The 15,721-nt window shown below is 30.7% G+C and carries 20 protein-coding genes and 1 pseudogene; 1 reads left to right on the plus strand and 20 read right to left on the minus strand.

From position 1 onward, the window contains the following. Positions 1-35 precede the first annotated feature (35 nt). The 9 genes and pseudogenes from ACOMC1_RS03585 to ACOMC1_RS03625 all read right to left on the minus strand — a co-directional run. A partial coding sequence (locus ACOMC1_RS03585; RefSeq protein WP_420331274.1) for a hypothetical protein occupies positions 36-252 on the minus strand: 217 nt, incomplete at its 5' end. A 1-nt stretch (position 253) separates the two neighbouring features. Then, positions 254-1,055: pseudogene (locus tag ACOMC1_RS03590) on the minus strand (hypothetical protein); the annotation flags it as partial. A 168-nt stretch (positions 1,056-1,223) separates the two neighbouring features. Beyond that, positions 1,224-1,502 carry a 50S ribosomal protein L27 gene (gene rpmA / locus ACOMC1_RS03595; RefSeq protein WP_420331275.1) on the minus strand — a complete coding sequence of 93 codons (279 nt, stop codon included), beginning with the start codon at positions 1,500-1,502 and terminating at the stop codon, positions 1,224-1,226. A 9-nt stretch (positions 1,503-1,511) separates the two neighbouring features. Beyond that, entirely contained in the window at positions 1,512-1,811 is a 300-nt protein-coding gene (gene rplU / locus ACOMC1_RS03600; RefSeq protein ID WP_420331276.1) for a 50S ribosomal protein L21, read from the minus strand. 148 nt (positions 1,812-1,959) lie between these two features. After that, the gene (locus ACOMC1_RS03605) at positions 1,960-2,235 is read right to left on the minus strand and encodes a hypothetical protein (protein WP_420331277.1); all 276 of its coding nucleotides are present in this window, start codon (positions 2,233-2,235) and stop codon (positions 1,960-1,962) included. A gap of 58 nt (positions 2,236-2,293) precedes the next feature. Then, positions 2,294-3,292, minus strand: a complete 999-nt coding sequence (locus ACOMC1_RS03610) for a nicotinate phosphoribosyltransferase (RefSeq protein ID WP_420331278.1) — start codon at positions 3,290-3,292, stop codon at positions 2,294-2,296. After that, positions 3,282-4,406: a PTS sugar transporter subunit IIC gene (locus tag ACOMC1_RS03615; RefSeq protein WP_420331279.1), complete on the minus strand. Its 1,125-nt coding sequence runs from the start codon at positions 4,404-4,406 to the stop codon at positions 3,282-3,284. The genes ACOMC1_RS03610 and ACOMC1_RS03615 overlap by 11 nt, the downstream gene beginning before the upstream one ends. Before the next feature lie 288 nt (positions 4,407-4,694). Further along, positions 4,695-5,783 (minus strand): hypothetical protein, encoded by a 1,089-nt coding sequence (locus tag ACOMC1_RS03620; RefSeq protein ID WP_420331280.1) that lies wholly within the window; start codon positions 5,781-5,783, stop codon positions 4,695-4,697. 6 nt (positions 5,784-5,789) lie between these two features. Beyond that, complete coding sequence (locus ACOMC1_RS03625; protein ID WP_420331281.1) at positions 5,790-6,431, minus strand: LemA family protein; 642 nt, start codon at positions 6,429-6,431, stop codon at positions 5,790-5,792. A gap of 280 nt (positions 6,432-6,711) precedes the next feature. On the opposite strand from ACOMC1_RS03625, the gene ACOMC1_RS03630 reads away from it, so the two are divergent. Next, entirely contained in the window at positions 6,712-6,984 is a 273-nt protein-coding gene (locus tag ACOMC1_RS03630) for a hypothetical protein (RefSeq protein ID WP_420331282.1), read from the plus strand. Positions 6,985-7,031: 47 nt separating this feature from the next. Here the strand turns inward: ACOMC1_RS03630 and ACOMC1_RS03635 are convergent, their stop codons facing one another. The 11 genes from ACOMC1_RS03635 to ACOMC1_RS03685 all read right to left on the minus strand — a co-directional run bounded on the left by ACOMC1_RS03635 (position 7,032) and on the right by ACOMC1_RS03685 (position 15,676). Beyond that, complete coding sequence (locus tag ACOMC1_RS03635; protein WP_420331283.1) at positions 7,032-8,138, minus strand: Y-family DNA polymerase; 1,107 nt, start codon at positions 8,136-8,138, stop codon at positions 7,032-7,034. A 45-nt stretch (positions 8,139-8,183) separates the two neighbouring features. After that, positions 8,184-8,579, minus strand: a complete 396-nt coding sequence (locus ACOMC1_RS03640) for an iron-sulfur cluster assembly scaffold protein (protein WP_420331284.1) — start codon at positions 8,577-8,579, stop codon at positions 8,184-8,186. Between the two features lie 7 nt (positions 8,580-8,586). Beyond that, on the minus strand, positions 8,587-9,729 hold the full coding sequence (locus ACOMC1_RS03645) for an aminotransferase class V-fold PLP-dependent enzyme (RefSeq protein ID WP_420331285.1): 1,143 nt from the start codon (positions 9,727-9,729) through the stop codon (positions 8,587-8,589). 1 nt (position 9,730) lies between these two features. Next, positions 9,731-10,450, minus strand: coding sequence for a TlyA family RNA methyltransferase (locus tag ACOMC1_RS03650; RefSeq protein ID WP_420331286.1), 720 nt, complete (start codon positions 10,448-10,450; stop codon positions 9,731-9,733). Continuing rightward, complete coding sequence (locus tag ACOMC1_RS03655) at positions 10,450-10,917, minus strand: hypothetical protein (protein ID WP_420331287.1); 468 nt, start codon at positions 10,915-10,917, stop codon at positions 10,450-10,452. The genes ACOMC1_RS03650 and ACOMC1_RS03655 overlap by 1 nt, the downstream gene beginning before the upstream one ends. Further along, positions 10,901-11,287 (minus strand): transcription antitermination protein NusB, encoded by a 387-nt coding sequence (locus ACOMC1_RS03660; RefSeq protein ID WP_420331288.1) that lies wholly within the window; start codon positions 11,285-11,287, stop codon positions 10,901-10,903. The genes ACOMC1_RS03655 and ACOMC1_RS03660 overlap by 17 nt, the downstream gene beginning before the upstream one ends. A 92-nt stretch (positions 11,288-11,379) precedes the next feature. Further along, positions 11,380-13,212: a transketolase gene (locus ACOMC1_RS03665; protein ID WP_420331289.1), complete on the minus strand. Its 1,833-nt coding sequence runs from the start codon at positions 13,210-13,212 to the stop codon at positions 11,380-11,382. After that, positions 13,212-13,517: an MMB_0454 family protein gene (locus ACOMC1_RS03670; RefSeq protein ID WP_420331290.1), complete on the minus strand. Its 306-nt coding sequence runs from the start codon at positions 13,515-13,517 to the stop codon at positions 13,212-13,214. Before ACOMC1_RS03670 ends, ACOMC1_RS03665 begins: the two co-directional genes overlap by 1 nt. Beyond that, entirely contained in the window at positions 13,517-14,077 is a 561-nt protein-coding gene (gene efp / locus ACOMC1_RS03675; RefSeq protein WP_420331291.1) for an elongation factor P, read from the minus strand. The genes ACOMC1_RS03670 and efp overlap by 1 nt, the downstream gene beginning before the upstream one ends. A gap of 123 nt (positions 14,078-14,200) precedes the next feature. After that, a complete protein-coding gene (locus tag ACOMC1_RS03680) occupies positions 14,201-14,530 on the minus strand; it encodes a hypothetical protein (protein WP_420331292.1) in 330 nt (109 codons plus the stop codon). Positions 14,531-14,641: 111 nt separating this feature from the next. After that, positions 14,642-15,676, minus strand: a complete 1,035-nt coding sequence (locus tag ACOMC1_RS03685) for an aminopeptidase P family protein (protein ID WP_420331293.1) — start codon at positions 15,674-15,676, stop codon at positions 14,642-14,644. Positions 15,677-15,721: the final 45 nt, after the last annotated feature.

Here is a 15,721-nt window from a genome sequence, read left to right on the forward strand (position 1 = left end):
TTATACATAGTACATTACTTTTACTTTTTAGCCTTTTATAAAAAGGGTGGTATGAATATTATTCCTAATTTTTCATACAATGAATAAAAGTCGGATATTATATCAGCATAATATTTAGCAATTATTTTATCTAGTTTTCTGGTTACTACCGCATCTATAACAAACTGATCACGTGTAGTTTCATAACCGAAATAAATATGGTTATCAGGTTTTGTGACATAAAAATTATTTTTTATTTTATTTTTATATTTTNAAACTTCTTCCATAGCTAATGGTGTAAACACCATTCTTGATTTAATGGGGTTATTACTTTTAAGTTTTACACGCCGCACAAATTCCTTGTTTTCAAGCTTAATTTTTTTAGCACCTATTTTAGAATCTAAGAACCCGCCCTTCATACAAAATAAGAAGTCATCATCTCTTTCATTGGTGCTAATTGATGCAAACCCAGAATATCCATATACCTCATGCGATGAACTACCCCCATCCGAACCTGTTGAACTTTCAATTCAATGAAATCTTGCACTTTGGAATGTCACTTCGTATTTACCTTTATACATTGTTTTAAATAATGGTGAAGTCTCATCCAATATTGCTGTATTTGGAATTTTATATGTATATTTTTCAACACTTTCATCTATAACATCTTCAACAATCTCTTTCAATTCAAAATCAGGGAGATTGTTTATTGCGATTTTATATATTTTGTCTTTGTCCATTGATTTAACATACAACTCATTACATTTTTTTAACTTATAACTTCTTATGAATAACAATAATGCACCGAAGAGAGACGTACTTACTCCAAGAACAATACGAGATGTTAAAGTGTTACCTGAATGACCTATTGAGGCCGCTCCATGGATGACAACTACAATACCCCCTATTATTAATAAAAGCGAAACGATAATATATCATCATGAAGTAACGACTCAAATTCTATCAGTAACTTCTTTGTAAGATTTTTTTACACCTTTTGTAATTTCATTCATCAAAGGTTCTTTTACTTTCGCTTCATATTCTTCTAAACTCATTATTTTATTGATTCTTTTCATCTCGAACTCCTTCGATTCATTACTTAACTTGTACCAATGCTTGTTTTAATTATAGCATGGTGACTTTTTTGTTTTTTTACTTTTCTAGTGTTCTGAACTTTTATATTAAACAGTTGTTTGAAAAAAACTGCATAAAAAAACACCAGTTTGCACTGATGTTAAGATAAACTATTTAGTTTTTTTAGGAGTTTCAATTCTTTCAGTGTAAACTGAAGCGTATTTTCTTCCTTTAATCATTTCGTATTTTACATAACCGTCAATCAATGCGAATAGAGTGTCGTCTCCACCACGTCCAGTATTTGTACCAGGGTGAATTTTTGTTCCTCTTTGTCTGTAGATGATTCCACCAGCTAATGTAAATTGTCCATCAGCAAGTTTAGCTCCAAGTCTTTTAGAATGTGAATCTCTACCGTTATTAGTAGATCCACCACCAAGTTTATGTGCCATTTATTTCACCTAACCTTTCAGTCCAGTAATTTTTACACGAGTGTAAGGTTGTCTGTGACCGTATTTTCTTTTGTGTGTTGATTTTTGATTGTGTCTGTATACTACGATTTTCTTTTGTTTACCTTGTTTTTCGATTGTACCTTCTACTGAAGCACCATCGATTAATGGTTTACCAATTTTGTCTCCAAGAACTAATACTTCAGAGAAAACAATTTTGTCTCCTTCTTTACCTTCAACTTTTTCGATGAAGATTGTATCGTCTTTTTGAACAAGAATTTGTTTACCACCAGTTTTAATGATTGCGAACATATTATTTGTTCTCCTTTTTGAATGTGACTCACCCGGATGGCGCTATGCTTAAATGCCATTTTGGTATGGTTGTTTGAAACAACTTAATTATTATATAGTAAAAATAACCATTTTGCTCATACATATAGGAGTTTTTTTGCTCTTTACTTTAGTAGGCGGAGAAACTTGATACATTCACTTTTTTAATCTTTGTTCCTTTTTGTTGCGAGTTGTGTGTGTCGCTTGAGTATTTTTGGGTAATAGTTTTACTTCCACCAAATGAAACAGAACCCGATTTTTCGCGAACAGCTTGATAAATAGCCACACCTGAACTAACTACAGTTTGAACTAGGGTTGCAATAACCGGTATTGCTGCAAGTCAAGCAAACCCACCATAAGTTTTAATTCTTTCCTCTTTTGTCATAGGTATAAATTCTTTTTTCATATTCACCTCCCATAACTATATGTTTTTTTATGATTTCACATTAAAAAAATACCAATATTTATTTGGTATATTTTATTAGTTTTGAGTTCTCGTTATATCCCCTACCGCTTTTAGCACAGTTAACACCATCAATAATTACAGCATCAGCAGTAAATCCAATATTAATTGTTAATAAAGATCCTCCAACACCATAAACATCAACTGGAGAATTCACCTTTTCGAAGTTTTCAATTTTTTTAACATTAAACCCTGATGAAACTATTATTTCAACATATTTACCGCCGTTTTTATCCAATTCTTCCCTCAATGCTTTAATCAAGTTTGGGGTTACACCGAATTCTTCATCATTTTTAAAATATGCATCAGAAACACCATCAGATGTATCGACTCTTACTGCTTTTAATTCTTTACCAAATTCTTCTAGAACAGCTAAAGAATCTGTGATTACATCATTATTAAAATCTACAAGAGCAACTAGGTTTTCATTTGGAAAAGTTTGCTTATATGCCTTTAATGCATTAACCAAATTTCCTCCGAACATTTGGATCAATGCATGTGGAACAGTTCCTACGGGTTGACCACCATGTAATTCTGTATGCGCTTTTGTAACTTGTGTTTCAATACCACCAAGAGAAATTGCATAACCATCCCTAATTTGATTAGTGTAATGATCAGCTCTATCCCCCATAAAAATAATTTTCTTATTAGTAAGACTTTTAATCTTTCTAGCATTCGTAGCTAAAGATGTTTGCCTTGCAAGGATTCCATCAATCATTCCTTCATAAATACCAAACTCTGCATATGGACCTTCTAACTCAAGAACAACATCCTTACTATTGATTAGTGTTCCTTCTTCCAAGTATTTAATACTGTACTTTGAAGTATCTGTGCTTGTTTCAAGTAATTCCAAAACTTCATTCATACCACATAGGACAACATCGTCATTACGTTGGAAGAATTGCAGAGTCACTCTACTTTCTGGTTTATTGTTTTTAATTATTGCTTGTGTTTTAAAGAAATAATTAGCAATATATTTTTCGTTGTTTTTAGATTTCATTTAATTTCAACTCACTTTCATTGATTCACTTCATTTTTTTAAATAATCATCACAGGACTATTGTTATTAATATTGGTAATGTTATTTGCATTACAAGAACATGTATTCATGGAACGTAGTTTGTTCATCCATTTTCAAATAATGTGAAAATAGGTCCATAGAGAGCCGCTGTACCCATTCCAGATGTAGGAACACCAATTGCTCCTGCAGGGAATTCTAAAGGTAATCCAACAGCACATGTAGCCGCTATCATAGATACAATAACGGGAATTATTAATAGTTTTGGTTTCTTGGCAATGTTTTGCATATGTAACATAGATGTTCCAAGTCCAACAGCTAAAGTCTTTCCAATTGTTTTATTTGATTTTCAGGTCATAACAGCAAAGGCAACCATTTGTGCCGCTGTTGCCGCCATTGCAGCTGAAGCTGGTGCTCCATGTAAATGTAGCATTATCGCTATTGCTGCCGATGAAGTTGGGAGTGTTAGTGCTAACCCCATTATCATTCCAATTAGTGGCGCACATAACACATTCAACCCTTTTGAACTTCTTGCTAATGCATCAACTATTAATTCAACAACTGAAACTACTCCAGATGTAATAAATGTTAACGAACCAGCTGCGATCATTCCAAAGAATAAACCGATAAGAGGTATAAAGAATATATCCATATATGTTTTGAATTCAAAGATACGGAATAAATATACCAATAAAACAGATATTAACCATGAAGATAATATATCTCCAGGAATACCTTTCTTAAGATGTGTAAACGTAAAGAATCCATACTTTGCGTTACTTGTTGTTATTTGGTGTGTTGTCAATGAATAATGAGGTATTAACATTGAAACAGAAGCAATCATAGCTGCAATTCCAAGTGAAAATATTTGTAATGGTTTTAAACCACACCTTATACCCACTCCTATACCAATTCCAAACCCTACAGAATATGACAATATATTTTTAATATCATACATAAAATGCATATTCGGAATTTTACCAAACAACCCTATTATGGTTCCTAAGATTAACGTAGCAAAGAATCCATAAGTCATACCTATCATAGAACTAACCCAAATTTCTTTTTGGTTAATAGTTTTGTTAATTTTAAACATTTTTCTCCTAGTAAAATGTTCCTGCTATTTAGTTGTGTTGAAAATTTACAGATAACACTGTTGCATTTTCTATATTCAGACTTTACTGTCGGCTCAGGAATTCCACCTGCTCATGCTCAAAAGAGTACGATGGCTATTACATCCGGTTGAGAAATTAACTCAGTCAGGAAACTGCAAACTAATGTTTGCTAATTAATTATAATTAATTTTTAAAAATATAAATCATTATTTTATAAACAACAATACAAAAAATAAAAAAGAATTAAAAAAATACCACTTAAGGTATTTTTATAACATTGGAGGAATTAGCGCTAAACCTATAACTTCATAGAATTTATAGAAATCATCAACGATATCTTCGAGATAATTTTCAGCAGTTTCTTCGTCTGTTTTCCCCATTTTAGCATCAATAATATAACGACCAATATCTGTTGATAGTGTAAACGCATAATGTCAACGCTCTTTGATTAGTTTGAAATCACTTTGAATTGTTTTATAGTGTTTTGAAACTTCTTCCATAGCTAATGGAGTAAATGCCATTCTTGATTTAATCTCATTATTTGAACGATACTTAGTAGTCTTTAAGAACTCTTTATTTTCCAATTCAATTTTCTTTAATACTGATCCTAGTGAAGTATTATTCATTGAATATAAATAGTCAGAATTCTTTTTATCACCCTCAATAAGAATGTATCCAGAGTTTCTATAATAATGTCTTGTTGTTGTTCCATTTTTAGTTCTAACAACTCTAACTCAGTGATATCTTGCTGATTGGAATTTTACATGATATTTATCTTTATACATTGCATGAAATACAGGGGATGATTGAACCACTGCTCCATCGCTAGGTATATTAAACTTGTATTCATAAAGTTCTGAAGAAAGTCCTTCTTCAACATCTGTTAATTTAAAATTAGGAAAAGCTTCAACAGCAATTTTATAAATTGCTTGATTATTCATTGAATTACGATAAATAAAATCGATTTTTTTAAGTATCTTTCTCCTATGAAATCACATAATGATTCCAGCAAGAATTAAAATACCTCCAATTATCATGAAAATTAATTCGGGTATTTGAAGCCCTTCGTTAGCTTTTGTTGAAGATGCATAAGGATTGTTAGCTGTGTAAGGATCATTATAAGAATTATCGTGAGAGTCTTTTTTAAAGAAAAAGATAAGCACTCCCAATATCGTTCCACTCCCTAAAATGATTAATAATATTGATACTATTAAATATCAAGGATTTGAAATTCTTTTGTAATTCTTCGGAAGAAGAGGTTCGGCGTTTTTAATACCCTCAACAACCTCATCTTTTAATAATGGTTTTACTTTTGAAATATATTCTTCTTTTGATATTAATTGTTCTACTCTTTTCATAGTTTCCTAATCGAATTTCATTTCAACATCTTTTTTATCTGCACTTGATGCTTCGAAAAATGGTAAAGTACCTAAACCAAGTTCTGTTGCTGGTACATTTGAAGGTCAAGCAAATAATTGTTGATTGAATTGTCTTACTGAAGTGTTGTATAGTCTTCTAGCTGCGGCAATTTCTCTCTCTAGATATGCAGCTTGTTCCATTAATTCATTAATACTTTGGTTAGCTTTTAAGTCAGGGTAATTTTCTGAAACCATTAATAATCTCCCTAAAGCTGATTCTGTTCTTGAATTAACTTCCGCTCTATTTTCAGAATTGATTGTCATTCTTCTTAATTTTGTTACGTCTGAAAGTACTGTTTTTTCATGTTTCATGTAAGCTTTTGTTGCTTCTAATAATTTAACTAATGTATCTCTACGTTTTTTTAACTGCACATCAATTCCTGATGCTAATTCATTAACTTCTGATTGTTTTCTATTTAATGCATTTTTAGTCATCACGTGGATGATTAATGGAATTATTAAAATAAATAATATGTATCATATAACTCTTCCAACTGTTCCTGCTTTGGCATATTTTTCGCTATTGTCTACATTTGGATTTAATCCTTCTGGATTACCTCTTTTTCTTGTATTCACTAATTGTGACATTGTTTTCTCCTTTGATATAACTTTTAATTAAGTTACTTGTATTTACATTATAAAGTATACAACAATTACGTTTTGCTAAGTCTTTTGACTTTATTTGTTTTTTTCTTATTTAAGCTTAATTCATCTTTTTATATTCTTACTTCACTATTTTTTTATATTTTTAATTTTTAACCACACATTTAAGTCTTTTTACTTATTTGGGTAGTTTTATTAAAAGTTATATAATTTATTCGAATTAAAATTAGAGACAAAAGCCAAAAAGAAAGCCAAAGGAGAGATTGTGTTAAAAACTAAAAAAATATCCCTAGGAATTTTTGCATCGCTAGCCACGATAACAATTCCAATCATTGCAGTGGTATCTTGCACCAAAACATTCAACCTAAGCAAGAAAAAAGAGATGATTGATTTCGAAAATTGAAGCAATACTCATATGAAAGATGGAAAAACAACAGAAGAAGTAAAACTTAAGTTCAAAGGAAAAGAGCTAACATTAAAAAAAGGAACAACAGAAAAAGATGTTTCAAACGCTTTAGCAAAACTCGGAATGTTTTAAAATAAAAAATACTAATTAATAGTATTTTTTATTTTACTTTTATTAGATTAAACAATTGGTCAAATTCTCGGTTCTCTTGGTTTGTCAAAAAATGATTGTTGATATGTTCAACTGTTGATATTCTTTGTTTGACCAATCTTAACACCAATTAACCTTATATCCTCACCCCTTCAACTCTTATCAAATAAACTTAAAGCTATTGGGAATATTTCGTCTGCTGATTGGACTGGGATCCTTAATTTTTGTTGTTTTTGTTTAACTACAAAATTAGTATTTTTGATTGTTACTCCGACAACCATGCCTATTTTACCTTCATGTTTCGCTGTGTAAGCAACCTTTTCCGTTAAAAAACGTAACGTTTCAATTATTTCTTGTCTATTATTTGAATAACCTTCTTTTAATGTTTTGGAACTAGAAATTTCTTTATGTCTTATTTTAGAATTATCTACAACATTGGATGAATTACCATAAGTAGTATCTATGATATGTTTAGCTCTATTTTTAAAGAAAGTAATAGCTAATTCGGATTCAGGTTTTAATTTTGCAAGATCACCTATTGTTTCAATGCCATTTTCATTCAATAGAGGTCATGTTTTTTTACCAATTCCATAATACTTATCTATTGGTAGTTTTCAAATCGTTTCTTTCACTTGTTTTGGCCCCACGGACGTTATGCCGTTGGGTTTCCTAATGTCTGAACACATCTTAGCGAGTCACCTTGTATAAGAAACACCAATAGAAACTGTAAAACCCAACTCTTTCTCTATTGTCTTTTGCATATCTCTAGCTAATTTAAATGCTGAACCATATTTTTTTCAAATATCAGTAACATCAATGTAACATTCATCAATAGAAACTACCTCAACTTCATTTGTGTATTTTACACTCAGTATTTCAAACATTCTTTTTGATAATGTCTCGTATAACTCAAAGTCTGCAGGAATTATTATTAGTTCTGGACATAATTTCAAAGCTTCCTTGATAACCATTGCTGAGCCAACACCCTTTGCTCTTGCTTCATATGATGCAGAACCAATTACAGAGTTACCTTTTTTACCAGAAATAGCAACAGGTTTCCCTTTTGTTTCTGGTCTAATTGTTTGACTTGCAGATACAAAAAAAGCATCGGCATCAAGGTGAAATAATACTTTCATAAATTAATTATAAACCACAAAATAAAATAGCGTAAACGCTATTAATTAAATTGATTTAAGTGCCTCAGAAATCATATTTGCACATAGTAATCTATTAAGATGTGTTTTTACATTATCAAAGATAATAAGTTTATCTAATTGTTCTTTACTATACTCACCAGATTGATTTATCATAGCATCATAGTTTTTGACAACTTCTCTAATTTCATCTTTATTTTTACCAATTATATAATCGATAAATAAATCTAATGATGACAAGAATACTGCACAACCAACAGAATCATGTTTAACATCAACCAAAGTGTCATTTTCTCATTTAAGAAATAATTTCATCTTATCAACACATTGAGTTGAAAATCTTTCCATCACTTCAGCACCTTCTAGTTCACCTTTATGGATAGGATTTGAATATCTTTCCATTATGATTTTTCTCTTTACCATTGGATCATTATATGAAGTCAAGGAAATCACCCCCATTTTTAATTTCTTCAACCATTGTATCAAAGTCAGATTTTTCTGTATATAATCCGATTGAAGCTCTCATTCAAGAAGGTTCACCGGTTGCTTCTTGAATTAATCTAACACAGTGTTGACCAGCTCTTAAAATGATATTTCTATGTCCCAAATAAGAAACTATATCTTGAGAATTTAAGTTACCTATATTGAAAATGATGTTCTTATCCCCTCTTTTAGATGCAAATTTAACACCATCAATAGTTGCGATTTTGTCGTATCCGTATTCAGCGATTTCATCTTCATATTTAATGATATTATCCATACCAATTTCATTTATGTAATCTAAAGCCGCTCCATGCATTAAAATACCTGATGTATTTGGTGTTCCTGGTTCTCTTGCTGCGAACCCTTCATGAGGAATTCAATTTTCTTTTGAAAATGTTGCATTAGCACCACCACCAAATCTAACTAATGGTAATTCCTTTTGTAATTTTGTAGACATAATCAATACACCAAATCCAGTTGGACCATAAAGTTTATTTGAAGAATAAACTGTAAAATCAGCTCATTTTGAATTTACTGGTTTGTGAGCAATCGATTGAGCAGCATCATTAACAACTAAAATTCCTTTTTCATTCGCCACTTTATAAATTTGTTCCATATCTCTTTCAACTTCAATTGTATTGTTAACTTCAGCAAAAGCTATTAATTTTGTTTTATCTGTTATTGCATCAAAGATAGTTTCTGATCAAACTAATTTTGAACCTGTTTTTTTAGCTAATTCTATTCAAACAATTACATTAGCAGCATGATTTAATGAAGTTACAATAATTTCATCATCAGCTTTTAATTTTGATGAAAGCATATCAGCAATTCTATTCAGCCCTTCAGTTGTTCCTGATGTAAAGATAACTTCTTCTGGTTTTGCGTTTGAAAACTCAGCTGTTGCACGTCTTATTTCTTTTATCCTCTCAGATAATCAAACACCTTTTTTAGAATCAACTGAATGTGGGTTGATTGAATAATTTTCGTAAAAGTTGATACCTGCATCAATAACTTGTTTTGGTTTTAGTGCCCCTGCACTACTATCAAGATATATTGTATCTTCTAAGAATTTAAAATCTTTTCTATTCATTTTATTTCCTTTCAAATAAAGTTATATACTCTATATTTTTTGCTTTATTACCTTTAATTGGTGATGCTTTGTGTTTTATATATTTAAAACCAAAGTCATTCGAGTGTTTAATCACTCTTTCTATTATTTCTTTGTGTAAACGTTCTGGAACATATCCACCATCTTCAACTTGGTCAGCAAACGCTTCAAATTGTGGTTTTATAAGAGCCATTAATTGAACGCCTGGTTCCAAAGTATTCTCTAACACTCTAAAAACTTCTTTTAGAGATATGAATGACACATCAGTAACCACCAAATCAATATCTTCAGCAAACATATCTTTACTTATCTTTTTTAAATTTGTTTTTTCCAATGCTACAACACGTTCATCTCTTCTTAAAGAAAAATCCAGTTGATTTGTACCAACATCCAATGCGTAAACCTTGCTTGCTCCCTTATTCAAAAGAACTTCTGTAAAACCTCCAGTTGATGAACCGATATCTAAACCAACTTTATCTTTTATCTCTAAGTCAAACTCTTCGAAAGCAGCCAAAAGCTTAAATGCTCCTCTAGAAACTCATTTTTTAACATCCTTGATAAATACTTCTCCAACCTTCTTGAACTTCTCAGATGGGATAAAAACGTCATTTCCATTAATCTTTACCTTGCCAGCTCTTATTAATTTTTCAGCTTGATCTTTAGTGTAACCCATTTCCATGATAATTTGTAATGCTGTTCTCATTATAAAACCACCTTTAAAATTTGCTTAATCAAAGTATTGTGTTCTAGTGTCATAACCTTAATTGATTCAGCAAATTTATTAAATAACATTTTCTTCTCGATATTTAAAGCTACATAATCACCGTTTATATAAATATTTTCAATACCATTTTTCTTATTATGATAAAACACACCTGTTTGGAAAACAAAATATAAATATTTACCAAAAGATTCTCAATCAGCTTCTTTATATTCACTAGCATTTGTTATTATTGGAATTTGTTTCGCACCTGCCACAAACATATTCTCGTTGTTTTTGGTTAATTGCATTTCAATTAAAGCCATTTCCTTAGGGTCAACAGAAGGATTTAAAATGTTAACTATTTTTGTAAGTAAAAATCTCGTTTGCTTATGAGCGAACAAGTTGTTATAAGCTTTTAATTTTCCTTCATCTTTTAAAATTTTTAAAGTTTTATTTTTTAGTTTCATAATAGTTCGCGACCTTGTCTAAAATAGCGTTTATAAATTTATATGATTCACCAGAAATATACCCTTTAGATAAGATAACTAATTCATTAATTACAATTTTCTTATCACGGAAAGATAATTCAAAGGCACCGAAAAGTAGCATAGCTCTTTCAAGTGGAGCCATCCTTGTTCATGTTCAACTGTCTTTTGTAAATGTAGTAATTAATTTTTTAAGTCCATCATATTTAGTTATGATTCAATCTAATGATTTTAACTCAATTTCTGAAAGATCAAAATCTTCTCTAATACTTTCTTTTGTAAGTCTTTCATTTGTTAATTCTGAAACATAAATTACGTTAATTACATTCATTCTTGATTTTGTTTGTGCCATATTAAAAGAATTATACATTATGTAAACATAATTGGGTTTAAATATTTAAATTTAGATATAAAAAAATCACCATTAATAGTGATTTATTGTTATTAACCTATGATTGTTTTAATTTTTGAAATAAGAGTTTCTTTATCTAGTCCCAATGAAGCGTAAACTGCATCACCATTTCCAGATTCTCCAAATCTATCAATACCAAAATTATATTTACCAAAACGTGCCATACCATATGTTGTAGCAGCTTCAATTGTAAATGCTTTTTGAGTATCTCAAGTTATATCAGCTAATTCTGCACAAGGCATTGAAATTACATTAACATCTAACTCAATACCCATTTCATATGCATTAGCAACTTCTGAACCTGTCGCAACTATTGTTCATTCAGAATTTGTTTTATGTAAGTAATAAGCACCTTTTTTAGCTTCAATTTTTGAAGTTTCTTTTAATGAAACAATGTTTTGTCTTGTAAGCGCAATAACAGTTGGTGTGTCAACTGAATTTAAGGCAACTTCGTAAGCCCCCATGACTTCTTTTTCATCCGCAGGTCTAAAGAAGTTTAGGTTAGGTAGAGATCTAAACATAGCGTTATGTTCGATAGGTTCATGAGTTGGACCATCTTCACCAACATAAACTGAATCATGCGTAAATACATAAGTAACTGGTAGTTTCATTAATGAAGCTAATCTAATTGCTGGTTTTGCATAATCTGAGAATACAAAGAATGTTGAAACGAATGGTTTGAAATTAGAGTGTAAAGCAATACCATTAGCCATAGCAGCCATAGCAAATTCTCTAACTCCAAATAGAATGTTTCTACCTTTTCTATTTTCAATAGAGAATACACCATCTCCACCCATAGCTTTTGTTGAACCAGCTAAGTCAGCTGATCCACCAATTCATTGCTCTACATTTTCATTTAAGTGTTGGATAACTGAACCAGAAGAAACACGTGTTGCAGTATTTTTATCAACTTCTAAATTAATTTCAATAGATTCGTTTTCTAAGAATTTTTTAAGTCCTTTAGATTCTTCGAATTTTGAAAATGCATCCGCACCTCTTTTAAAAATTGTTTCTTTATAAAGTTCTTCAACTTCTGTTGGAACTTCAAAATCACCATGAGTTCAATTTAATGATTTTTTAACTGTTTCAAAATCTTCTCCTAATGGAGCACCATGAACAGCAGAAGTACCTTCTTTTGTAGCACCTTCACCGATTATTGTTTTAACTTCAATGAATGAAGGTTTTGTTGATTTCTTGGCAGCAATCATCGCTGCATCGATTGCTTCGACAGTATTCTCTTTAACTAACTGATAAAAGAATCCTAGCGCCTCCATCTTACCTTTGATATCTTCATTAAATACTTCCTTAACATCAGTATCTAACTGAACATCATTAGAATCATGCATAATGATTAATTTTGAAAGTTGTTGTTTACCTGCAAAAGATAATGCTTCGTTAGCAACCCCTTCTTGTAAATCTCCATCACCACAAATAACATAAACATTGTGATCTATTTCTGAAAATTTTGCTCTTAATGATTCTTCTGCAACTGCCATACCAACAGCCATTGCTATCCCTTGACCTAAAGGTCCTGTTGTAGCTTCAACTCCTTTAGTGTGCTTGTATTCTGGGTGACCCGGTGTTAATGAACCAAGTTGTCTAAAGTTTTCTAGATCTTCTTGTGAGATCATCCCTAATAATCTAAGTTGAGCATATAGAAGTGCTGAACCGTGTCCTGCTGATAAAATAAATCTATCTCTATTTACTCACAGTGGGTTTTGAGGGTCAAAATTCATGTGCTTTGTAAAAAGAGTATGAATCATTGGTGCTGCACCTAATACTATCCCAGGGTGTCCTGAATTTGCCTTATTAATTGCGGCTACACCATTTACTTTTAAAGTATTAATAGCTAATTGTTCTTTCATTAAAATCTCCTTGTTAGTTTTATTTGTATATTTGAAGGTTTTGAATTGATTATATCTACAACTCTTTCTTCTATAGCTTTCGAAAAGTCTAATATGATTTTTGAAGCATCACCAGTTTTGTCAATAGCGATTTCAATTATGAATTCAATATCTTCTCCACCTTTAATGATGTTTGCTTGAATGTCTTCTGTAATTCTTAATTCTTTTTTAAAGTTTGAAGCAACTTTTTCTACAACTTGAGTGAAAACATTTTTGTGAACACTATATGTTTGATTTAAAGAATAGTTAACTGTAACAAATTCCATTAATTAGATCTCCCAGCATATTTACCAGTTGAAGTTGCAATAACTATTGTTTGACCTTCTTTGATAAACATAGGTGCTTCAAGTTCGAAACCTGTTTCTACTTTAACAAACTTTTGAGGATTGTTAGCAGTATTACCTTTAACAGCATCTGGTGCTTCAATAACTTTCAATTCAATATTAGCTGGTAGTTCGATATCAAGAATTTCTGATTCAAACGCCCTAACCATAACTTTATTTCCCTCAACCATGAATTTAAGTTCTCACTCAATTTTCTCCATTGGAATTTCAACTTGTTCAAATGTTTCTTGATCCATTAGAATTGCTGATGTTCCATCATTGTATAAGTAATCCATATCTTTTTTATCGATATGCGCTTTTTTAACCTTATCTCCACCTGTTCAAGTTTTCATGATTGTTGCGCCAGTTCTTAAGTTCTTGATTTTTGCTTTAACTGAAGCTTGTCCTCTACCTTGTTTTGAATGTTGTGCTTCGACAACAACAAATATATCTTTTCCGTCTTGGAAAGAAATACCTGGTTTAAATTTATTTACATCTATCATATTATCTCCTTTTATATTCCTTTACATTATATATTAAATATATAAAGTATGTATATACTTATGTGTTATCAGTGCATTTTACAATTAAAAAACCATACTTTTATAAGTATAGTTTTGGCTTTTTTATTTTTCGTTTTGTTTTTCTGATTCTTTTTGTTTTTCTGTTTCTTTTTGTTTTTCTAATTCTTTTTGTTGTTTTTGTTTTTCTAATTCTAATTGTTGTTTTTGTAATTCAAGTTTTTGTTTCTCAAGTTCAATGTTTACATTGTTATTTTGTCAACCATTTGTTTGAACAATAGCGATAATTAGACCAACTATGAATAGTGTGAAAAATGCTCCTAAGAAAACCATTACTGAGTTTTGGTTTTGTGTTCCCTTAACTCATACAACAATTCAACCAATAACTCATGCAACTCATAAAAGCAATACTACAAGTGCGACTGCAATTCCCATATTTAACCTCCTATTTATTTTATTTGTATAAATCAATTATATAGTGAAACTATTTTATGAAGATAAATAAATTAAATTCATTAAAAAAACTCACCTTCGTGAGAATTTTAATTATTCATATGAAAGAACTTTGTAACCTGTTTCAGTTACCAATACATCATCTTCAATTCTAACTCCACCAAGTCCTTCGATGTAAATACCTGGTTCAACAGTTACAACATGTCCTGGTTCTAATGGATTTTTATTACCTGAGTTTGTATTAGGTAATTCATGAACATCAATACCTAGACCATGACCTGTACCATGACCGAAGTATTCTCCATAACCTTTTTCAGTAATGTAATCTCTACATACCTTATCAATTTGAGCACCAGTAACACCTGGTTTAACCGCTTCAATACCTCTTCTTTGAGCTTCTTTAACAACTTCATAAATTTCTAATAATTTTGGATCTGTAACTTCACCAATTTGTATTGTTCTTGTTGTATCTGACATATATCCTTCAAAAACTGTTCCAAAATCAAATGTACATAGTTCACCATTCTCAAGTTTTTTGTCTGAAGGAACTGCATGTGGTTTTGCACCATTGTAACCTGAAGCAACAATAGTATCAAATCCTTCTTTTGTAGCACCATTTATTTTAAATAGGTATTCCAATCTTGCAGCTAATTCTTTTTCTGTTTTTCCAGCAACAATTTCTGGTTTTAATTGTTCAAATGATCTAAGTCCAATTAATGCTGCTTCTCTAATTTTTGAAGCTTCTTCATCTGTTTTGTAATCTCTAAGACCTTGTCCTGAAACAGCTACAAATTCAGCATCTGGGAATAACTCTTTTGCAAGGTTTAATTGGTCAATTGTTACATAATCAGATTCATATGCAACTTTTTTATATTTTGATTCTTTAGTTTTTGCAAATTCTTTTAACGCTCCCGCTTTTAATAAGTTAACATCAGCGTTTTTAGCTTCGTTTTTAGCTAAAATGATGTAACGTGAGTCAACGAATAAATCCGCTCTATCTTTTTCAATGAATAAGAATCCATATGATGATTGGACTCCTGTATATCAAAATCTATTTTGGTCTGACATAATGATGATTGCATCAAGACCTTTTTCAGCAAAATGTTTATCTACTACTTTTCTGTTCATAATTTCTCCTTAATGATAGTTAAATAACTACTCTAATTTTACTCC

The organism is Mycoplasma todarodis (assembly GCF_965212735.1).
GTDB classification, from domain to species: domain Bacteria; phylum Bacillota_I; class Bacilli_A; order Mycoplasmatales; family Metamycoplasmataceae; genus Mycoplasma_K; species Mycoplasma_K todarodis_A.